General features: G+C 69.2%; 15 protein-coding genes. 6 read left to right on the top strand and 9 right to left on the bottom strand.

What is annotated here, in order from left to right:
* The first annotated feature begins 82 nt into the window (after nt 1-82).
* The 5 genes from BMZ83_RS06690 to BMZ83_RS06670 all read left to right on the top strand — a co-directional run bounded on the left by BMZ83_RS06690 (nt 83) and on the right by BMZ83_RS06670 (nt 5,487).
* On the top strand, nt 83-772 hold the full coding sequence (locus tag BMZ83_RS06690; RefSeq protein ID WP_074876934.1) for a helix-turn-helix domain-containing protein: 690 nt from the start codon (nt 83-85) through the stop codon (nt 770-772).
* A 111-nt stretch (nt 773-883) separates the two neighbouring features.
* Nucleotides 884-1,930, top strand: a complete 1,047-nt coding sequence (dph2, locus tag BMZ83_RS06685) for a diphthamide biosynthesis enzyme Dph2 (RefSeq protein WP_074876932.1) — start codon at nt 884-886, stop codon at nt 1,928-1,930.
* A 73-nt stretch (nt 1,931-2,003) separates the two neighbouring features.
* The gene (locus BMZ83_RS06680; protein WP_074876929.1) at nt 2,004-3,173 is read left to right on the top strand and encodes a M24 family metallopeptidase; all 1,170 of its coding nucleotides are present in this window, start codon (nt 2,004-2,006) and stop codon (nt 3,171-3,173) included.
* Between the two features lie 44 nt (nt 3,174-3,217).
* Complete coding sequence (locus BMZ83_RS16265) at nt 3,218-4,009, top strand: prephenate dehydrogenase/arogenate dehydrogenase family protein (RefSeq protein WP_074876926.1); 792 nt, start codon at nt 3,218-3,220, stop codon at nt 4,007-4,009.
* The gene (locus BMZ83_RS06670; protein WP_074876924.1) at nt 4,006-5,487 is read left to right on the top strand and encodes a small ribosomal subunit Rsm22 family protein; all 1,482 of its coding nucleotides are present in this window, start codon (nt 4,006-4,008) and stop codon (nt 5,485-5,487) included. Before BMZ83_RS16265 ends, BMZ83_RS06670 begins: the two co-directional genes overlap by 4 nt.
* On the opposite strand, the gene BMZ83_RS06665 is transcribed toward BMZ83_RS06670, so the two are convergent.
* On the bottom strand, nt 5,473-6,039 hold the full coding sequence (locus BMZ83_RS06665) for a DUF1684 domain-containing protein (RefSeq protein WP_074876922.1): 567 nt from the start codon (nt 6,037-6,039) through the stop codon (nt 5,473-5,475). The genes BMZ83_RS06670 and BMZ83_RS06665 overlap by 15 nt on opposite strands.
* A gap of 185 nt (nt 6,040-6,224) precedes the next feature.
* On the opposite strand from BMZ83_RS06665, the gene BMZ83_RS06660 reads away from it, so the two are divergent.
* Nucleotides 6,225-7,439, top strand: a complete 1,215-nt coding sequence (locus tag BMZ83_RS06660) for a metal-dependent hydrolase family protein (protein ID WP_074876920.1) — start codon at nt 6,225-6,227, stop codon at nt 7,437-7,439.
* Nucleotides 7,440-7,451: 12 nt separating this feature from the next.
* On the opposite strand, the gene BMZ83_RS06655 is transcribed toward BMZ83_RS06660, so the two are convergent.
* The 8 genes from BMZ83_RS06655 to BMZ83_RS06620 all read right to left on the bottom strand — a co-directional run bounded on the left by BMZ83_RS06655 (nt 7,452) and on the right by BMZ83_RS06620 (nt 17,919).
* A complete protein-coding gene (locus BMZ83_RS06655; RefSeq protein ID WP_074876918.1) occupies nt 7,452-8,375 on the bottom strand; it encodes a DMT family transporter in 924 nt (307 codons plus the stop codon).
* An 86-nt stretch (nt 8,376-8,461) separates the two neighbouring features.
* Nucleotides 8,462-8,953, bottom strand: a complete 492-nt coding sequence (locus tag BMZ83_RS06650) for a CBS domain-containing protein (protein WP_074876916.1) — start codon at nt 8,951-8,953, stop codon at nt 8,462-8,464.
* A 131-nt stretch (nt 8,954-9,084) separates the two neighbouring features.
* Nucleotides 9,085-10,608, bottom strand: coding sequence for an ABC transporter ATP-binding protein (locus BMZ83_RS06645; RefSeq protein WP_074876915.1), 1,524 nt, complete (start codon nt 10,606-10,608; stop codon nt 9,085-9,087).
* Nucleotides 10,601-11,794: an ABC transporter ATP-binding protein gene (locus BMZ83_RS06640; RefSeq protein WP_074876913.1), complete on the bottom strand. Its 1,194-nt coding sequence runs from the start codon at nt 11,792-11,794 to the stop codon at nt 10,601-10,603. The genes BMZ83_RS06645 and BMZ83_RS06640 overlap by 8 nt, the downstream gene beginning before the upstream one ends.
* Nucleotide 11,795: 1 nt before the next feature.
* Nucleotides 11,796-12,839 (bottom strand): ABC transporter permease, encoded by a 1,044-nt coding sequence (locus BMZ83_RS06635; RefSeq protein WP_074876911.1) that lies wholly within the window; start codon nt 12,837-12,839, stop codon nt 11,796-11,798.
* Nucleotides 12,836-13,834: an ABC transporter permease gene (locus BMZ83_RS06630; protein ID WP_074876908.1), complete on the bottom strand. Its 999-nt coding sequence runs from the start codon at nt 13,832-13,834 to the stop codon at nt 12,836-12,838. Before BMZ83_RS06630 ends, BMZ83_RS06635 begins: the two co-directional genes overlap by 4 nt.
* A complete protein-coding gene (locus BMZ83_RS06625; RefSeq protein ID WP_074876906.1) occupies nt 13,835-15,487 on the bottom strand; it encodes an ABC transporter substrate-binding protein in 1,653 nt (550 codons plus the stop codon). It abuts the gene before it with no gap.
* 176 nt (nt 15,488-15,663) lie between these two features.
* Nucleotides 15,664-17,919, bottom strand: a complete 2,256-nt coding sequence (locus BMZ83_RS06620) for an NADP-dependent malic enzyme (RefSeq protein ID WP_074876903.1) — start codon at nt 17,917-17,919, stop codon at nt 15,664-15,666.
* Nucleotides 17,920-18,032 lie beyond the last annotated feature (113 nt).

Raw genomic sequence — 18,032 nt, 5'->3', positions numbered from 1 at the left:
CGCTACCGTGGAAGGGGCCCCGGCGGGGACGTTCGTCCGTATCGGCGAGAACGTTTTTACAGAGTACGCTGTATTGGCGAGTATGTCGCTGCGACCGTCCAAACCTGACTCCGGGCCGGTCGTCGAACTCGAGTTCGGGTTCGACGACCCCGAGTATCCGTTCGTCGGGGCCTCCGCTACCGCCTCTTGCAGGGTCGAACTGGAGGAGATGGTCCCACGCGGGGACGGGACGTACGCGGAGTTCTACAGCGTTTCCGGCGCCTCGCCGTCGGCGATAGAGGCGATGGCACACGATCACCCGTCGGTCTCGGCGACGGTGATCGAGCGCTACGACGACGGGGCGCTGATGGAGTTCCTCGTCGGCGGCGACTGCCCCGCCGTCGGACTGGCGGAGTTGGGCGCGCTCCCCCGGTCGGTCGTCGGCGACGACGGCGACGGCCAGATCGTCGCGGAGCTCCCGGCGTCGTACGACGCGGGCGAAGTCGTCTCGGCGTTCCAGTCGGAGTACGGGGGCGAACTGCTCGCGAAACGGGAACGCGAGGCGGTCACCCCGCTTTTCAGCCAGCGCGAACTCGAGCAGGCGCTCGACGAGCAGCTGACCGACCGCCAGCGCGAGGTGCTCGAAGCCGCCTTCGAGGCGGGCTACTACGACTGGCCCCGGGAGACCGACGGCGCGGCGTTGGCCGACGAGCTGGGGATCAGTCAGCCGACGCTCTCGGAGCACCTGACGACCGCCGAGCGCAAGCTGCTCTCGCTGGTGTTCGAGCGGTAGCCCGTCCCGCGACCGCCCGTACCGGTCGCGGCCGGGACCGTCTATGCGCCGCGGCAGCACGCGACTGACGGAAACGCCGGGATTATCCGTCCCGACCGGGTAGCAACGGTAATGAGTCAGGACGCCGGCGGCGACGCCACGACCGAGGGGGACCTTCGGAACACGGGGATGTCCCTGAAACACGACCGGGAGTGGGACTACGAACTGGATCGCATCATCGAGGAGATCGAGGAGAAGGACGCCAAGAAGGTGGGCCTGCAGTTCCCCGAGGGGCTCAAGCGCCGCGGCCCCGCGGTCGCCGACGACCTCCGGGAGCTGGCGCCCGACGACGTGACGTTCATGCTGTCGGGCCAGCCCTGCTACGGCGCCTGTGACCTCGACACGTTCCTGATGCGCCGGACGGACGTGTTCGTCCACTTCGGCCACTCGCCGATGAAGAACTCCGAGAAGATCATCTACGTCCCGCTGTTCTCCAACGTCGACGTGTTCCCGATGATGGAGGAGGCCCTGGAGGAACTGCCCGAGGACGACGTCGGGCTGGTCACCACGGCCCAGCACATGAACCGCTTCCCGGAGATGAAGGAGTGGCTCCAGGAGCAGGGCTACGAGGTCCACACTCGGAGGGGCGACGACCGCCTGACCCACGAGGGGCAGGTGCTCGGCTGCAACTACGCCTCCGCGGACATCGACGCCGATCAGGTGCTGTACGTCGGCGGCGGGAAGTTCCACCCCCTCGGCCTCGCGATGGAACACCCCGACAAGAAGGTCGTCATCGCCGACCCGGTGAACAACGTCGTCACCGTCGCCGACACGGAGAAGTTCATGAAGCAGCGCTACGGCGCCGTCCACCGCGCGATGGACGCCGAGAAGTGGGGCGTCATCTTCTGTACCAAGATCGGGCAGGGGCGCTGGGAGACGGCCGAGAGGATCGTCGACGAGAACGAGAACGCCTACCTCATCACGATGGACGAGGTCACCCCGGACCGCCTCCGGAACTTCGACATGGACGCGTTCGTCAACACCGGCTGTCCCCGGATCACGACCGACGACGGCCCGCAGTTCCACAAGCCGATGCTGACGCCGGGCGAGTACGAGATCGCGATCGGCAACAAGCCGCTCGACGAGCTCTCGTTCGACACGTTCCACGGCACCTGGTGAGCGGGCGGGCTGACACGCCACGAGACTGACCGCGACGACAACGCCTTTGCCCTCGCCGGCCGCCGTTCCGGCCATGGACATCGACACCAGTTCGCTCGACGAGTACCTCGACGACGAGGGGCTCGACGGCTACGCGGTGTACGCCGACGGCGACGATTCCACGCAGCGCTACCTCTCCGGCTTCGACGCGCCCGATCCCTTCTTCACCGTCTACACGCCAGAGGAGACCGCGCTCCTGACCTCCGGGCTGGAGTACGGCCGCGCCTCGAGGGAGGCTCGCGGCGGCGTCGACCGCACCTCGGACTACGACTACCAGTCGCTCCGCGAGGAGTACGAGTCCGGGGTCGCCCGGGCGAAACTGCAGGCCGCGTTCCTCGACGCCCACGGCGTCGACGCGGTCGCGGTTCCCGAGACGTTCCCCGTCGGCGCCGCCGACGGCCTGCGCGAGGAGGGCGTCGCGATCGCGGTCGATTCCGACGGCGTCGTCGACGACATCCGCGCGGTGAAGACCGACGCGGAGATCGAGCACGTCCGGGAGGCCACCGTCGCGAACGAGGCGTCGATGCGGGCCTGTGAGGACCTGCTCGACGCCGCGGAGGTGCGCAACGGCACCCTCCACTACGAGGACGAGCCGCTCACGAGCGAGCGCGTCGCGACCGAGATCGAGGTCACGCTGCTGGAACACGGCTGCGCGCTGGACGAGACCATCGTCGCCTGCGGCGTCGACGCCGCCGACCCCCACGATCGGGGGAGTGGCCCCCTCGAAGCGGGCCAGCCCATCATCGTCGACATCTTCCCGCGGAGCAAGGCGACGGGCTACCACTCCGACATGACCCGGACGTTCGTCAAGGGCGAGGCCAGCGAGACGGTTCGGGAGTGGTACGAGCTCAGCCAGGAGGCCAAGGAGGCGGCCTTCGACGCGCTCGAACCGGGCGCCACCGGCGCCGACGTACACGCCGCCGCCTGCGAGGTGTACGAGGACGCCGGCTACCCGACGCTCCGGGAGGATCCCTCGACAGAGACGGGGTTCATCCACAGCACGGGCCACGGCATCGGCCTCGACGTGCACGAGGCGCCGTCGCTCTCGCCCCGGGGGGAGGAGCTGGAAGCCGGCCAGATCGTGACGATCGAGCCCGGGCTCTACGACCCGGACCACGGCGGCGTCCGGATCGAGGACATCGCGGTCGTGACCGAGGACGGCTACGAGAACTTCACCGACTACCCCGAGCGGCTCGAACTGTAGCGAGAACCGGCCCCTTTTCACCCGACGACGCCCTCGATCCGGTAATGACGCTCTGTATCGTCGGCGTCGGCGCGATGGGCCGCTGGCTGGCCGAGACGCTCGCCGACGCCCCGTCGGCGTTCGACCTCGCCTTCGCCGACACCGACGCCGCAGTCGCCGCGGACGCCGCCGCCGCGTTCGACGACGCCGAGGCCGTCCCGATCGACGACGGCGGTCCCGAAGGAGATCGCTCGTTCGAGACCGTCTGTCTCGCGGTCCCGATCCCGGCCGTCGAGGACGCCGTGGCCAACTGGGCGCCCCACGCCGGGTCGGCGATGCTCGACCTCTCGGGCGTGATGGCCGGCCCTGTCGACGCCATGGGCGAGCACCTGCCCGACCGCGAGCGCGCGAGCCTCCACCCGCTGTTCGCCCCCGAGCGGGCGCCGGGCAACGTCGCCGTCGTCGAGGACGCCGTCGGACCGACGCTCGAACCGCTGCTGGACGCGCTTCGGGACGCCGGCAACGACCTGTTCGAGACCACGCCCGAGGAGCACGACGACGCCATGACCACCGTCCAGGCCAAGAGCCACGCCGCCGTGCTCGCGTGGGCCCTGGCGGGCGAGGAGGTCCGCGAGGAGTTCCACACGCCCGTCTCCGCGGGGCTGGCCGACATCGCGGCGACCGTCACCGGGGGGGACGCGCGGGTGTACGCCGACATCCAGGACGCCTTCGGCGGCGCCGACGCCGTCGCCGACGCCGCGCGGACGGTCGCCGACGCCGATGGCGAAGCGTTCGCCGACCTCTACGCCGAGGCCGGCGCGACCGCCGACGGGCTCGAACCGGAGGGGGAGCGATGAGCGTCGACCGCGACCGCCTCCGGGACACCGTGAACTACCTCCGGGAGGTCCGGCCGATCGACCCCGGCGAGATCCAGGAGTACTTCGACGACGCCCCCCATCCCGCGGTCGTCAGGCAGGAACTCCGCGCGGCGGCGTTCGACCTCGACCTCGTCGAGCAGGCCGACGGCACGTTCGTCCCCGCGAGCGGCGCCCCCGTCGATCCGCCGGGCTGGTCGCCCGACTCGCTCCCCGATCGCTACGAGCGCGTCGTCGTCGACCGGCTCGTCGAGCGGTTCGGGCTCGACTGGGCCGACGGCGACTCCGGCGACGAACTCCGGGCGGCGATCCGGCGGCTGAAGGCCGACTACTACCACGGCAACCCCGTCGAGTACGACGAGACCGCGGCGCTGGGGTACGCGATCTACCACCTGCCGGACTACTACGCCGCGATGGGGTACGTGCTCGACGACCTCGCGGAGAACCGCGACCTCCCGCGCACGCTGCGGGTGCTCGACGTGGGCGCGGGCGTCGGCGGCCCCGCGCTGGCGCTGATCGACTACCTCCACGACGCCGCCGACGACGAGGAGCCACCGCTGATCGAGTACCACGCGCTGGAGCCCTCGCCCGCCGCGGACCTACTGGAGGACCTGCTCGCGGAGACACCGCGGAACGTCCACGCGACGGTCCACCGCGAGAGGGCCGAGGCGTTCGACCCCGCGTCGATCGGCGAGGTCGACCTCCTCTCGTTCTGTAACGTGCTCTCGGAGCTCGCAGATCCGGTCGTAACTACGGAGCGCTACCTCGATTCGGTCGCCGACGACGGCACGATGCTCGCGCTGGCACCCGCGGATCTGGAGACGGCGACCGGGCTGCGCGAGGTCGAGCGCGCGCTCGCCCGCCCGGAGGCGGGCCCGTCGGTCTACTCGCCGACGCTCCGGCTCTGGCCCGACGAGACGCCCTCGGATCGGGGCTGGTCGTTCGACGTACGCCCCGACGTCGAGGCACCACGGATGCAGCGCCAGTTGGACGAGGGCGAGCGCGGGACCCACGGCGGTGACGAGGGGGACGACCCCGGCACCTTCCTGAAAACGTCGGTGCAGTTCGCGTACGCGCTGCTGCGGCCCGACGGGAAGCGCCGCGTCGACGTGCAGGCGTCGCCGGAGCGGCACGCGAAGGCCGCGGAGATGGAGCGCCACGTCAGCAACCGGATCGACCTGCTGACGGTGAAGCTCAGCCCCGACCTGAGCCGCCAGGGCGAACGGCAGCGGGAGTACGGCAGCGACCCCAACCCCGTCTTCAAGATCGGCGACGGCACCGAGCAGGTGGAGCAGTACGCGGTGCTCACACAGTACACGGAGCTGAATCGCGCGCTGGGGGAGGCGCCCTACGGCGCCGTGCTCTCGATGGAGAACGCGCTCGCGCTCTGGAACGACGACGAGGAGGCGTACAACCTCGTCGTCGACGGCGAGACCGTCGTCGACTTAGTCGTTCCCTAGGTCGGGTGTCTTCTCGCCGGCCGGCACGACGACCTCCAGCCAGTTCTCCTCGGGCGGCAGCGGGCAGGCGAACGTCTCGCTGAACGCACAGAACGGCGAGTACGCGAGGTTGAAGTCGAGCGTGACGGTGTCGCCGTCTTCGAGTTCGCCCTCGGGCTCGAACTCCATGTACCGACCCCCGGCGTAGCTCTGCTGGCCCGTGGTCTTGTCCCGGAACGGGACGAACAGCGGGTCGTCCTCGCCGGTCTCCTGTCGGTAGGCGTGGAGCTCGCAGTCCTCCCCCCGGAGTTCGAACGCGAACGTCGCGACCCGGAGGTACCGCGCCGGCGGGCCGTTGGTGGTCTCCATCTCGATCGGTTCGGGGTCGTCGTGGACGGTCACCTCGGCCTCGACACGGAACTCGGGGTTCGGGTCGAAGTAGTCGAGGCCGTCGAAGTCGTCGCGGTGCTCCGGCGGGATCGGCGACTGCGGGTGTTCGGCGAAGAAGTCGTCTTTCTCCTCGCGGTTCCGCCTGAGTTCGGCCTCCCACTCCGCAGGCTCTGGTTCGCTCATGTGCACGATTGGGGGCGGGACGGCATGAGTCCGGCGCTCTCCCCAGCCGACGTCGTCGCGGAGGCCATCGCTCGCGGTGGCCCGCCGCCGCCGACGAGGGGCACGCGTACACCTCCGACTCGTGTGCCCCCGCTCGACTGCCGGGAAGCGAACCCCTATCACACGCCACTCGCTAGCACGACTCGATGAAGGTAATCGACTGCGGCACGCTCGTCGACGGCACCGGCAAGGCCCCGATCACCGACGCCCGAATCCTGGTGGAGGACGGTCGCGTTACCGAGGTCGGGCCCGCGGAGTCGGTCGACGCGCCGGACGGGGCCGAACACGTCGACCACTCCGGCGAGACCGTGATCCCGGGGCTCATCGACGCCCACCTCCACCTGAAGGGGACGCGCTCGATGGACCCGTTCGACTGGGTCCGGGAGTCGAGCGAACTCAACACCGCCCGCGCGACCGCCGACGCGCGGACGCTGCTCGAGTCGGGCTTTACCGCCATCCGGGACGTGGGCAGCGACGCGGGGATCCCGGTCCGGGACGCCATCGACGACGGCACGATCCCCGGCCCGCGGGTGTTCACCAGCGGGCGAAGCTTCTCCCAGACGGCGGGCCACGGCGACGCCCACTACCTGCCCTACGAGTGGGCGACCAGCCGGGACGCCGGCGGCGACGGCATCGTCGACGGCGCCGACGAGTGCCGGAAGGGCGCACGGAAGCGGATCCGGGAGGGCGCGGACCTCATCAAGATCATGACCACCGGCGGCGTGCTGAGCGAGAAGGACGCCCCCAGCCAGAGCCAGTTCACCGACGCCGAGATCCGGGCGTTCACGGAGGAGGCCCACCGCGTCGGCATCCCGGTCGCCTCCCACGCCCAGGGCGCGCCGGGAATCAAGTCCGCGCTGCGGAACGGCGTCGACACAATCGAGCACGGCTTCTACATCGACCAGGAGTGTCTGGACCTGTTCGAGGAGACCGGCGCCGTCTTCGTCCCGACGCTGGCCATCATGCACCGACTGATCGAGGAGGGCGCCGACTACGGCGTGCCGGAGTACGGGCTGGAGAAGGCCCGGAACGCCAGCGAGGCCCACTTCGACGCCACCCGCCGCGCCTACGAGGCGGGCGTCCCCATCGCGCTCGGGACGGACTTCCTCGGCCCGGAGCCGATGGCCCACGGCGAGAACGCGCTGGAGGCCGAGCTGTTCGTCGACGAGGTCGGCATGAGCGAACACGAGGCCATCGTCGCCGGCACCGGCACGGCCGCGGAGACGGTCCCCGTCGACGACATCGGGACGCTCACGGTCGGCAACCACGCCGACATCGTCGCCTTCGAGGAGTCGCCGCTCGACGACATCACGAACCTCTACGAGCCGACGACGGTGTACAAGGGCGGCGAGCGCGCCTGAGGGCGGCGAGAGCTACCCGAGGACGCCTGTGCGTTCCAGTTCGTGGCCGATCTCCCGCCGTTTCAACAGCGAGAACCCCACGAGGATCAACAGGAAGCCCGCGACCGTCTCGACGGTCACCACCTCGCCGAGCACCAACCAGCCCGACAGCGCCGCGAACACCGGCGCGACGTAGGAGACGAGGTTGATCTCGATGGCCCCCAGCCGGTCCAGCAGGTCGAAGTAGATCAGGAAGCCGAGCGCGCTGGCGAGGATCGAGAGATACCCCAGGCTCGCGACGGTGGTGGGGTTCCACGCCACGGCGGCGAACGCCTCGCCCAGTCCGAGGCTGACGACGTGCATCAGCAGGCCGCCGAGCAGCATCGACCAGGCCTCCATCCCCTCGATGGAGAGGTCGCTGTCGATCCACCGCGTGAGCACGCTCCCCAGCGCGAACGCCGTCGCGGCGGCGACGATGAGCAGTTTCGCGCCCATCCCGCCCGCGAGCAGGTTCGACGGGTCCGGGTTCGCGATCACGACGGCGCCGACGAGGCCGAGGAACAGTCCCGCGAGTCCGATCGGTTCGAGGCGCTCCCGGGGGACGAACACCCGGGCGAACCCGGTCGTCAGGATCGGGCTCAGGCTGACCAGCACCGACGCCGAGGCGCTGGTGACGGCGTCGTCGGCCTCGCCGACGAACAGGAACGCGTGGTAGGCCGCGATCATCAACACCGCGCCGACCGCGACTTCGGCCCACTGCGTTCGCCCGCGCGGGATCGGGTCGTCGAGAACCCACCACGCGTAGCCGAGCATCAGGACGCCGGCGATCTCGTAGCGCACCGCGGCGAACAGCACCGGCGGGAAGCCCGCGTCGAGGCCGGCCTTGATCGCCATGAACGCCGAGCCCCAGACCGCAGCGAGAACGAGAAAGAGCGCGAGGTTCCGGTAGCGAGTCACACTGCCGACTCAGCGGAGGCGCCCGCTTAGGCCCGTCGTTCGACGTGTGGGCTGCCGGCGTTCAGGCCGCCGCCCGCACTCCCGGCTCAGGCCGCGCCCGCGGCGCCGCGCTCCCGCTTCAGCCCGCGCAGCAGGTCCTGCCGGGTGATGATCCCGACCAGTTTCCCCCCGTCGAGCACCGGCAGGCGGTTGATGTCCTGCTCGGGGTTGGCCAGCAGGTCGAGCAGCTCGTCGACCGTCGCGTCGGCGTCGACGGTCACCGGGTCCGGCGTCATCACCGAACTGATCGGGTCGTCGGCGTGGGCGGCGATGTCCACGTCGTCGCCCGGGAGGTCGAACGCGTAGGTCAGCGTATCGACGATCGGCGGGATGCCGATCGGGATCCAGAGCACGCGGTCGTCGACCTCGAACAGGTTGACGAGGTCGCCCTCGGTGACGACGCCGACGACGCGGTCGTCCTCGTCGACGACCGGGAAGCCGCTGAAGTTCACGTCCGCGAGGCGGGCCAGCACCTCGCCCACCTCGTCGTCCGGCGCCACGGTCTCCACGTCGGCGGTCATCACGTCGGATGCGTTCATACTCTAACCGTGGGGCGGGGGCTACGTCAACGTTGTTGCCCGCCGTGAAAGGCGGCGACCGACAGCCGCCGGCCTGTAACTGAAAGGCGGCGACCGACAGCCGCCGGACTGTACCCGAAAATGAACCCGGGTCAGTCGTGGAGGTGGCAGGCAACGACCTCGCCGTCCGCGTCGGGCGCGTCGTCCGGCGGCGTGGTCTCACACACCGTCTCGAAGCGGTCCCGCAGCGTCTCCGCGGCGGTCTCGAAGTCACCGTCGGCGACGGCTTCGAGCGCCTCGTCGACGACGCCGGCGTTCTCGCCGGCGATCCCCGGAACCGCCTCCTTCCGGTAGGCCGCGGGCTCCGTCTCCCGGACCTCGTCGGGGTCGAGGTTCCCGGCCTCGACCTCCTCGCGAAGGTTCATCACCTCGCGGAACGCGTCCTGGTCGATCTCCACGTCCTCGGGCGGGATCACCTTCGGACAGCGCGTCCGGAACCGACAGCCCGAGGGCGGGTTCCGCGGCGACGGCACGTCGCCGGCAAGCGTCGACACGCGGCGACCCTGCTCCCCCACCTCCGCACGCGGGACGCTCTCCAGCAGCGCCTCGGTGTAGGGGTGGTCGGGGTTCTCGAAGATCTGGTCGGTCGGCCCAAGCTCGGCGACCTTCCCGAGGTACATCACCGCGACGCGGTCGCAGATGTGCCGGACGACCGAGAGGTCGTGGGCGATGAACAGGTAGGTCAGCCCGAAATCGTCCTGCAGGTCGTCGAGCAGGTTCAGCACCTGCGCCTGGACGCTCACGTCGAGCGCGGAGACGGGCTCGTCGAGCACGATGAACTCGGGGTCGAGCGCGAGCGCCCGGGCGATGCCCACGCGCTGGCGCTGTCCGCCCGAGTACTCGTGGGGGTAGCGGTCGACCTGATCGGCCGAGAGCCCCACGCGTTCGAGCAGGTCGCCCGCTCGCTTCTTCCGGATCGCGCCGTCGCTCCCGGTCACGGTGACCTCGACGTGGAGGTCGGCCTCGCGCTCCTCGACGGTGGCGTCGAGGAGGTCCGCGTGGCTGTCGACGGTGGCTTCGTACCCCCCCTCTTCGTCCGCCTCGCGCTTCCGGACGCTCACTGGTACGCGAGCGACGCCCTCCTCGGCCTCGACCACGCGGTCGAGGTCGTCGGCGACCGAGACCTCGACGGTCCGGTCCACCCCGTCCTCGACGGTGAGTTCCGCGGCCGTCGCGACCGTCGGGTCCGACTTCGGCAGCCCGTGGATCCGCATCCCCTCGGCGACGATGGCGCCGACGGTCATCCGCGGATCGAGGCTGGAGAAGGGGTCCTGGAACACGATCTGGGCGCGGCGGCGGAACGAGGACATCGACTCGTCGTCGAGGTCGAACACGTTCTCGCCGTCGAACGCGACCGTGCCGTCGGTCGCCTCCCGCAGGCGGAGCAGCGTCTCGCCGGTCGTGGACTTGCCACAGCCGGACTCGCCGACGAGCCCGAGGGTCTCGCCCTCGCGCACGTCGAAGCTGACGCCGTCGACGGCTTTCACGCTGGTCGCCTCCCGACCGAGCACGCGGTCGAGCAGGCCGCCGCCGTCGTCGTAGTACTTCCGGAGGTTCCGCACCTCCACGAGCGCGTCGTCGCCGGTCGACTCGCGCTCCGGTGCGGCCTCAGTCATCCGAGATCACCTCCTGTTTCGCCGCACTGCCGAGCGCTTCGGACTCGTCGTACTCGCGGTCGGCGAGGATACACCGAACCAGGTGGTCGGTGTCGTCTGTCGCCGCCGGTGCCTCGTGTTCCTCGATGTCGGTGAGACAGGACTCCATCGCCTTGGGGCAGCGGTCCGCGAAGTAGCACTCGTCGCCCATCTCCGCGTCGAGCAGGCTGGGGACGTTCCCCTCGATGGGCGAGAGCCGCGGCGCCGGATCCTCGACGTCCGGAATCGAGCCCAGCAGCCCCTCGGTGTAGGGGTGGACCGGGTTCTCGAACACGTCCTCGAGCGAGCCGCGCTCGACGACCTCGCCCGCGTACATCACGCCGACGCGCTGGCACATCCGCGCGATGACGCCGAGGTTGTGCGTGATCAGGACGACGCTCATGTCCTCCTCCTCCTGCAGTTCGGTCAGCAGGTTCAGGATCTGGGCCTGGATCGTCACGTCCAGCGCCGTCGTCGGCTCGTCGGCGATCAGCACGTCGGGTTCGCCGGCGAGCGCCTGTGCGACCATCGCGCGCTGGAGCATGCCGCCGGAGAACTCGTGGGGGTACTCGTCGGCGCGCTGCTCGGGGTCGGGGATCCCGACCCGTTCGAGCAGTTCGACCGCGCGCTCCTGGCTCTCGTCGGAGACGTAGCCCTGTGAGGGGAGCACGGAGTCGACGAGCAGCCGCCCCAGGCCGTACCCCTGCGTCCGCGAGCGAGTGCGCCGCGGGTTCGCGCGGGCGCGGCGCTGGACCTCGACGGCCTCCGCGATCTGCTCGCCGACCGTGATCGAGGGGTTGAGGCTGCTCATCGGGTCCTGGAAGATGGTCGCGAACGCGGGCCCGCGGAGCCACCGGCGGGTGGCTTCCGGGAGCTGGCGCACGTCGACGTAGTCGCCGTCGACGGCGTCGGGGTGGGAGTCGCGGTGTTCCTCGGCGAGGTCGGCGTCGCGGTACCACACTTCCCCCTCGACGATGCGACCCGGGGTCTCCACCAGGTCGATCAGCGAGAGCGCGGTGACGGACTTCCCGGAACCGGACTCGCCGACGATGCCGAACACCTCGCCGTCGCGCACGTCGAAGTCGACGTGCTCGACCGCGTTGACCTGCCCCTCCTCCGTGAAGAAGCGGGTCGTGAGGTCGCGTACTTTGAGGATCTCGTCGCTCATCTCAGACACCCCCCTCCCCCTCGATGCCGGGGTCCAAGGCGTCCCTGAGCCAGTCGCCGACGAGGTTGACGCCGATCACCGCGAGCACGATCGCGATCCCGGGGATGGTGGCGATCCACCACGCCGTCGAGAGGTAGCCCCGCCCCTGCGAGATGTCGAAGCCCCACGACAGCGTCGTCCCCGAGAACCCGAGGAACGACAGCGAGGACTCGAGCAGGATGATCGCGGCGACCTGGATCGTCGCGAGCACGAGGATCGGCGTCGTCGCGTTGGGGAGCACGTGACGCCCGATGATCCGGGCGTCGCTGGCGCCCAGCGCGCGGGCGGCCTTGACGTACTCCTCCTCGCGGATCGACAGCGCCTCGCCGCGGGCGATCCGGGCGAACCAGACCCAGTTGACGAGCCCGACGACGACGATGACCGTCCCCGGGAGCACGAAGGAGTCGGGCATCCCGGTCGGTAAGCCGAGCGCCGATCTCACCGGGTCGACGAGCCCGAACACGACGAACGGGTCGGGCACGTCGACGGCCGCCCGGCCCCACAGCCCGATCAGTGCGATGGCCAACACGAGCGAGGGGAACGCCAGCGACACGTCCGCAAAGCGCATCAGCGCGTCGTCGATGCGGCCGCGGTAGAAGCCCGCGACGAGGCCGACGCTCACCCCCAAGATGGCGGCGAGTACCGTGCCCAACACGCCGACCATCATCGACGTGCGGGCGCCATACACCGCGCGGGAGTAGACGTCCTGGCCGAGGGAGTTCGTCCCCAGCGGGTGGCTCGCAGTGGCGTTGACGTACACGGTCTCGTTGGTGAGTTGGAGCGAGCCGTTGACCATCTCCGAGGTCGTCTCCTCGGTGGTCCGGCTGAACCCCATCGGCGGGAGGGTGTTCTCGTCGAGGTCCTGGTTGGTCGGGTTGTGCAGCGCGATGAAGGGCGCGAAGGCCGCGACCAGGATCATCGCGAGCACGAGCACGATACCTATCTTCGCCAGCGCGCTGGAACGGAGTTCCTTCCGGAGGTTTCGGAGCGTACGTGGAGAGATCATTCAGCGACCACCTGTGGGTCGAGATACGCGTAGATGGCGTCGACGACCAGATTCACGATGACGAACCCGGTGCCGATCACGACGAGCGTCGCCTGCAGGATCGGCCAGTCACGGGCGTTGATGGCGTTGATCAGTGTGGTCCCCAGTCCCGGCCACGAGAACACCGACTCGGTGATGACCGCGCCGCCGATCAGCGTCCCCAACTGCAGGCCGAGGACGGTGATCACCGGGATCAGGGTGTTCCGCAGCGCGTGCTTGTAGCGGACCAGTGACTCGGGCAGCCCCTTCGCGCGGGTCGCCCGCACGTAGGACTGCCCCAACTCCTCGAGCATCCCCGAACGGGTGAGTCGGGTGATCAGCGCCGTGAAGTACGTCCCGAGCGTCACTGCGGGGAGGGTGATGAACCGGAGCCACTGGTAGAACGCGTCGGCGCCGGCACCGAGCCCCTGGTTCGCGGTGATCCGGAACGCCTGAACGAAGCCGAACGCCCGCCCGCTGGTGGGGAAGATCCCGAACTGCACCGAGAGCAGCAGGATCAGCATGATCCCCAGCCAGAAGTTCGGGGTGGAGATCCCCACGAGCGAGAACGTCGTCGCCGCGTAGTCCGCGGGCTCGTGGCGCCGAGTCGCACTGATCACGCCCAGCGGGATCGACAGCCCGATGGCGATGATGCTGCTGGCGACGGCGAGTTCGACCGTCGCCGGGAGCTTCGAGAACACCATCGAACTCGCCTCGATCCCGGAGATGTAGGAGTACCCCATGTCGCCGTTGAGCAGTTCCCAGAGGTAGTCCAGGTACTGGACGTACAGCGGCTGGTCGAGGCCCAGCTCCTCCGCGATGCGTTCGCGAAGCTCGGGGCTCGCGTCCAACGGGGCGACAGCGTCGACGGCGTTCCCCGGCGTGATGAACCGGAGCATGAACACGATGGTGACCACGCCCCAGACCACCACGATTCCTTGAAGCCCCCGCTTCAGCAGGAATCGTCCGTACGACATCTACTGTTCGCTTGGCATGCTCTGTGCTTCCTCCACCACGCGATCGAACTCCTCGTTCGACCAGCTGGTGAGGACCCCGTCGCTGGTGAGCAGCGGGATGAGCGTCTGACTCGCGTCGAAGGTCGTGTTACCCCAGCCGAGCAGGTACCAGTGGGGGTTCGTCTCGATGTCCCCGTCGGTGACCTCGCTGGCGAGCGCCTGGAAGTCACGCTGGTTGACGCTCGCAGTGACGTTCTCGAGGTCGTCGAGGTAGCCCGCGACCGCCTGGGCGATCTGGACGTCGTTGAGGTAGCGACCGACCGGGGTGTGGAGTTCGACCTCCACGCCCGCGTAGCCGGACTCCTCGACCAGCGCCTCGGCCTCCTCGGGGTCGTACGGGTACGGGTCGAGGTCCTCGTTGAAGCCGAAGTAGCCGTCGAGGGTCGGCTGGGCGGTCTGATCCCCGAACGTGCTCAGCACGTTCTGGACGATGCTCTCGAGGTCGATCGCGTAGTTGACGGCCTGGCGGAACTCGGGGGAATCGAACGGCTCCACGTCGTAGCGCATCGCGCTGAAGATGACGCGCGTCGACGGTGCCGCCGCGATGCTCGACCCGTCGTTCTCCTCGACGCGACTGACCTCTTGGGGCGGCACGTTGACGATGATGTCCGACTCGTCGGAGAGCAGGGAGTTGACGCGCGTGCTCGACTCGCTGGCGGACTCGATGGTGAGGCTGCTGATCTCCGCGGCCTCCTTCCAGTAGTTGTCGTTGCGGTTGAACACCACTTGGACGCCCTGCTCGTACGTCTCCAGCACGAACGGCCCGGTGCCGTCCATGTGCTGGTTGACGTAGGAGTTCTCGTTGGACTGGATCCACGACTTGTTCACGATGGGGCCGTAGCTCGCGAACAGCGAGAACACGATGGGGTTGAGCCCGTCGCTCATCACGTCGACGGCGCGCTCGCCGTCGACCACTTCGGCGCCGGTCACGCCCGCGAGCTGGTCCTGCTGGGGGCTGGCGATGCCCGTGTCGGGGTCGACGATGCGGTTGATCGAGTACGCCACGTCCTCGGGGGTGAGGTTGTCCCCGGAGTGGAAGGAGACCCCGTCGCGGATCTGGAACCGCACCAAGCCCTCCTCCTGCCGGCTGTAGTCCTCGGCCAACGAGTCGACGATGCCGCCCTCCCGGTCGCGGTCGAGCAGCTTTTCGTAGGCCTGCATCACGATGTTGTCCGTCGGCGTCGCGCGGTGGTCCTGCGGGTCGAGCCCGCTGTCCATCTGGGACTGGTTGATCACCACGTCGTCGCCGCTGTCGGTCGCCGGCGAGATGGCGTAGGCGTCGATGAACTCGTCGGCGCGGGCCTGCCACTCGATGTCGTCGCTCTTGCCGTAGACGGAGTACTGGCGGTTGAGGAACACCCACGGCGCCTGCTCGTGGGCGATGCGGTTCGCGCGCTGGAGGTAGCCGTCGCGAGTTTCGGGCTCCGGTCGCTCCGTCGGCGTCCCGTCGCTCGGCGTGTCCGTGGGCTCGTCGGTGCCGTCGCCGCCGGGCTCGTCGGTGTCGGTGTCCGTGCCACCGTTGCCGCCACAGCCGGCGACGGCCGTCGCCGTCGCGGCGCCCGCGAAGCCGAGGAACTTCCGTCGACTCACGTCCGGACTGTCTTTGTGAGACATAGACAGTCGGTCGTGGCGGATCGACTTATACCCTGCGCCACGTCCGCATACCACTTTCCGGTCGCTGTCGGGGAGATACGTCAAAGAAGGAATGCGAAACCGACGGTGAACAACGTCGTAATTCGACGTAAATGGTGGGTCAGTGGCCGGGATTGCCGGTTTCCCGGGACCCCGACTTACTCGCCCTGGGCGTCGACGGCCGCGACGCCGGCGAGGTTGACGATGTCCTTGACCTCGTCGCCGCGCTGCATCACGTGGACGGGCTTGTCCATCCCCACGAGCATCGGGCCGATTGCCTCGGCGCCGCCGAGCCGCTGGAGCAGCTTGTACGCGATGTTGCCGGCCTCGAGGTTCGGGAAGACCAGCACGTTCGCGGGCTCGTCCAGCTCCGAGAACTCGTAGGTGTCGGTCAGGATGTCCTCCACGACCGCGGTGTCGGCCTGCATCTCCCCGTCGACGGGGAAGTCGGCGTCGGGGTCCGCGCGCAGGCTGGCGGCGGCGTCGCGGGGTTTGGCGGTCCCCTCGTTCTCCACCGAGCCGAAGTTGGAGTACGACAGCAGCGCCGCACGCGGCTCGACGTTGAAGCTCCGGGCGAGTTCCGCGGTGTGCTTGGTGATCTCCTCCAGCACCTCCTCGCTCGGGTCCTGATTCACCGTCGCGTCGGCGACGAACACCACGCGGTTCTTGAACGTCAGCATGTAGACGCCCGCGGCGTAGTCGGCGTCCTCGGCGGTCCCGATCACCTCCAGCGGCGGCCGGAGCGCCGACGGGTAGTGGTGGGTCAGCCCCGTCAGCAGCGCGTCGGCGTCGCCGGTCTCGACCATCGCGCTCCCGAGGTAGTTGGTGTCACGCTTGACGAGTTCGGTGGCCTCGCTCCGGGTGACGCCCTTGCGCTGGCGGAGTTCGTACAGTCGGTCCGCGTACGCCTCGGTGTCGTCGACGCGCGGGTCGACGATCTCCGGGGTGAAGTCGAGACCCAGGTCCGCGGCGATCCCCTCGATCTCGTCGCTGTTGCCCAGCAGCACGGGGTCGCCGATCCCCTGCTCCTGGATCTGGGCCGCCGCGCGGACCATCTTCTCGTCGGTCCCCTCCGCCAGCGCGATGCGCTGGTCGGTGTTCTTCGCCTTGTTGAGCACGACCCGCATCATCTCGCGGGACTTGCCCAGCCGCGCCTCGAGCTTCTCGGAGTAGGCGTCGGTGTCGATCTCGGTGCGGGCGACGCCCTCCTCCATCGCCGCCTCGGCCACGGCGGGCGCGACCTCGAACAGCACGCGCGGGTCGACCGGCTTCGGGATGACGTACTCCGGGCCGTACTGGAGCGGCTGGTCGCCGTAGGCCTTCACCACGGCGTCGGGCACGTCCTTCCGGGCGAGTTCGGCCAGCGCCTCCGCCGCGGCCATCTTCATGTTCTCGGTGATGCTCGTCGCGCGCACGTCGAGCGCCCCGCGGAACAGGAACGGGAACCCGAGCACGTTGTTCACCTGGTTGGGGTAGTCCGAGCGGCCGGTGGCCATGACCACCGTGTCGTCCCGGGCCGCGCGGGCCTCCTCGTAGCCGATCTCGGGTTCGGGGTTGGCCATCGCGAAGACGATGGGGTCCTCCGCCATCGACGCCACCATGTCCGAGGAGACGATGCCGCCGACGGAGAGGCCGACGAACATGTCGGCGCCGTCCATCGCGTCCGCGAGGTCGCCCTCGGGCAGGTCGCGGGCGAACTCCTTCTTGTACTCGTTCACGTCGTCGTTCGCGGCTCGCTGCTCGGTGATGATCCCCGAGGAGTCACACATCGTGATGTTGTCGGGGTCGGCGCCGAGTTCGACGTAGAACTTCGCGGTCGCGATCGCCGACGCGCCGGCGCCGGAGAAGGTGATCTCCATCTCGGAGATGTCCTTGTCGAGGACGTCGACCGCGTTCAGCAGGCCCGCGCCGCTGATGATCGCGGTCCCGTGCTGGTCGTCGTGGAACACGGGGATGTCCATCGACTCCCGGAGGCGCTGCTCGATCTCGAAACACTCCGGCCCGGCGATGTCCTCGAGGTTGATCCCGCCGAAGGTGGGCTCCATCGCCTCGACGGACTGGCAGAACGCGTCCACGTCGGTCTCGTCGAGTTCGATGTCGAACACGTCGATGTCGGCGAAGCGCTTGAACAGCACGCCCTTCCCCTCCATCACGGGTTTCGAGGCCTGCGCGCCGATGTCGCCGAGGCCGAGGACCGCCGTCCCGTTGGAGACGACGCCCACCATGTTCCCCTTCGCGGTGTACTCGTAGGCGCGCCCCTCGTCGGCGTCGATGTCGCGACACGGCGCCGCGACGCCGGGGGAGTACGCCAGCGAGAGGTCACGCTGGGTGTTCGTCGGCTTCGTCGTCGATATCTCGATCTTGCCGGGGGGGTCGGATCGGTGATACTCCCGGGCGTCGTCGTCGAGTCCCATACGCTCGGGGTCACTCGGGGCCGTCAAAAATCTATCCACCTGCGTCGTAACGCCGTTCGACACTTGTCGAACTACCCGCAGGCCGGTCCCGGACGGCGTCGACGCCACACGAC

Source organism: Halolamina pelagica (assembly GCF_900115675.1).
Classification (GTDB): Archaea; Halobacteriota; Halobacteria; order Halobacteriales; family Haloferacaceae; genus Halolamina; species Halolamina pelagica.
This window is presented reverse-complemented; position numbering and strand designations above follow the sequence as displayed.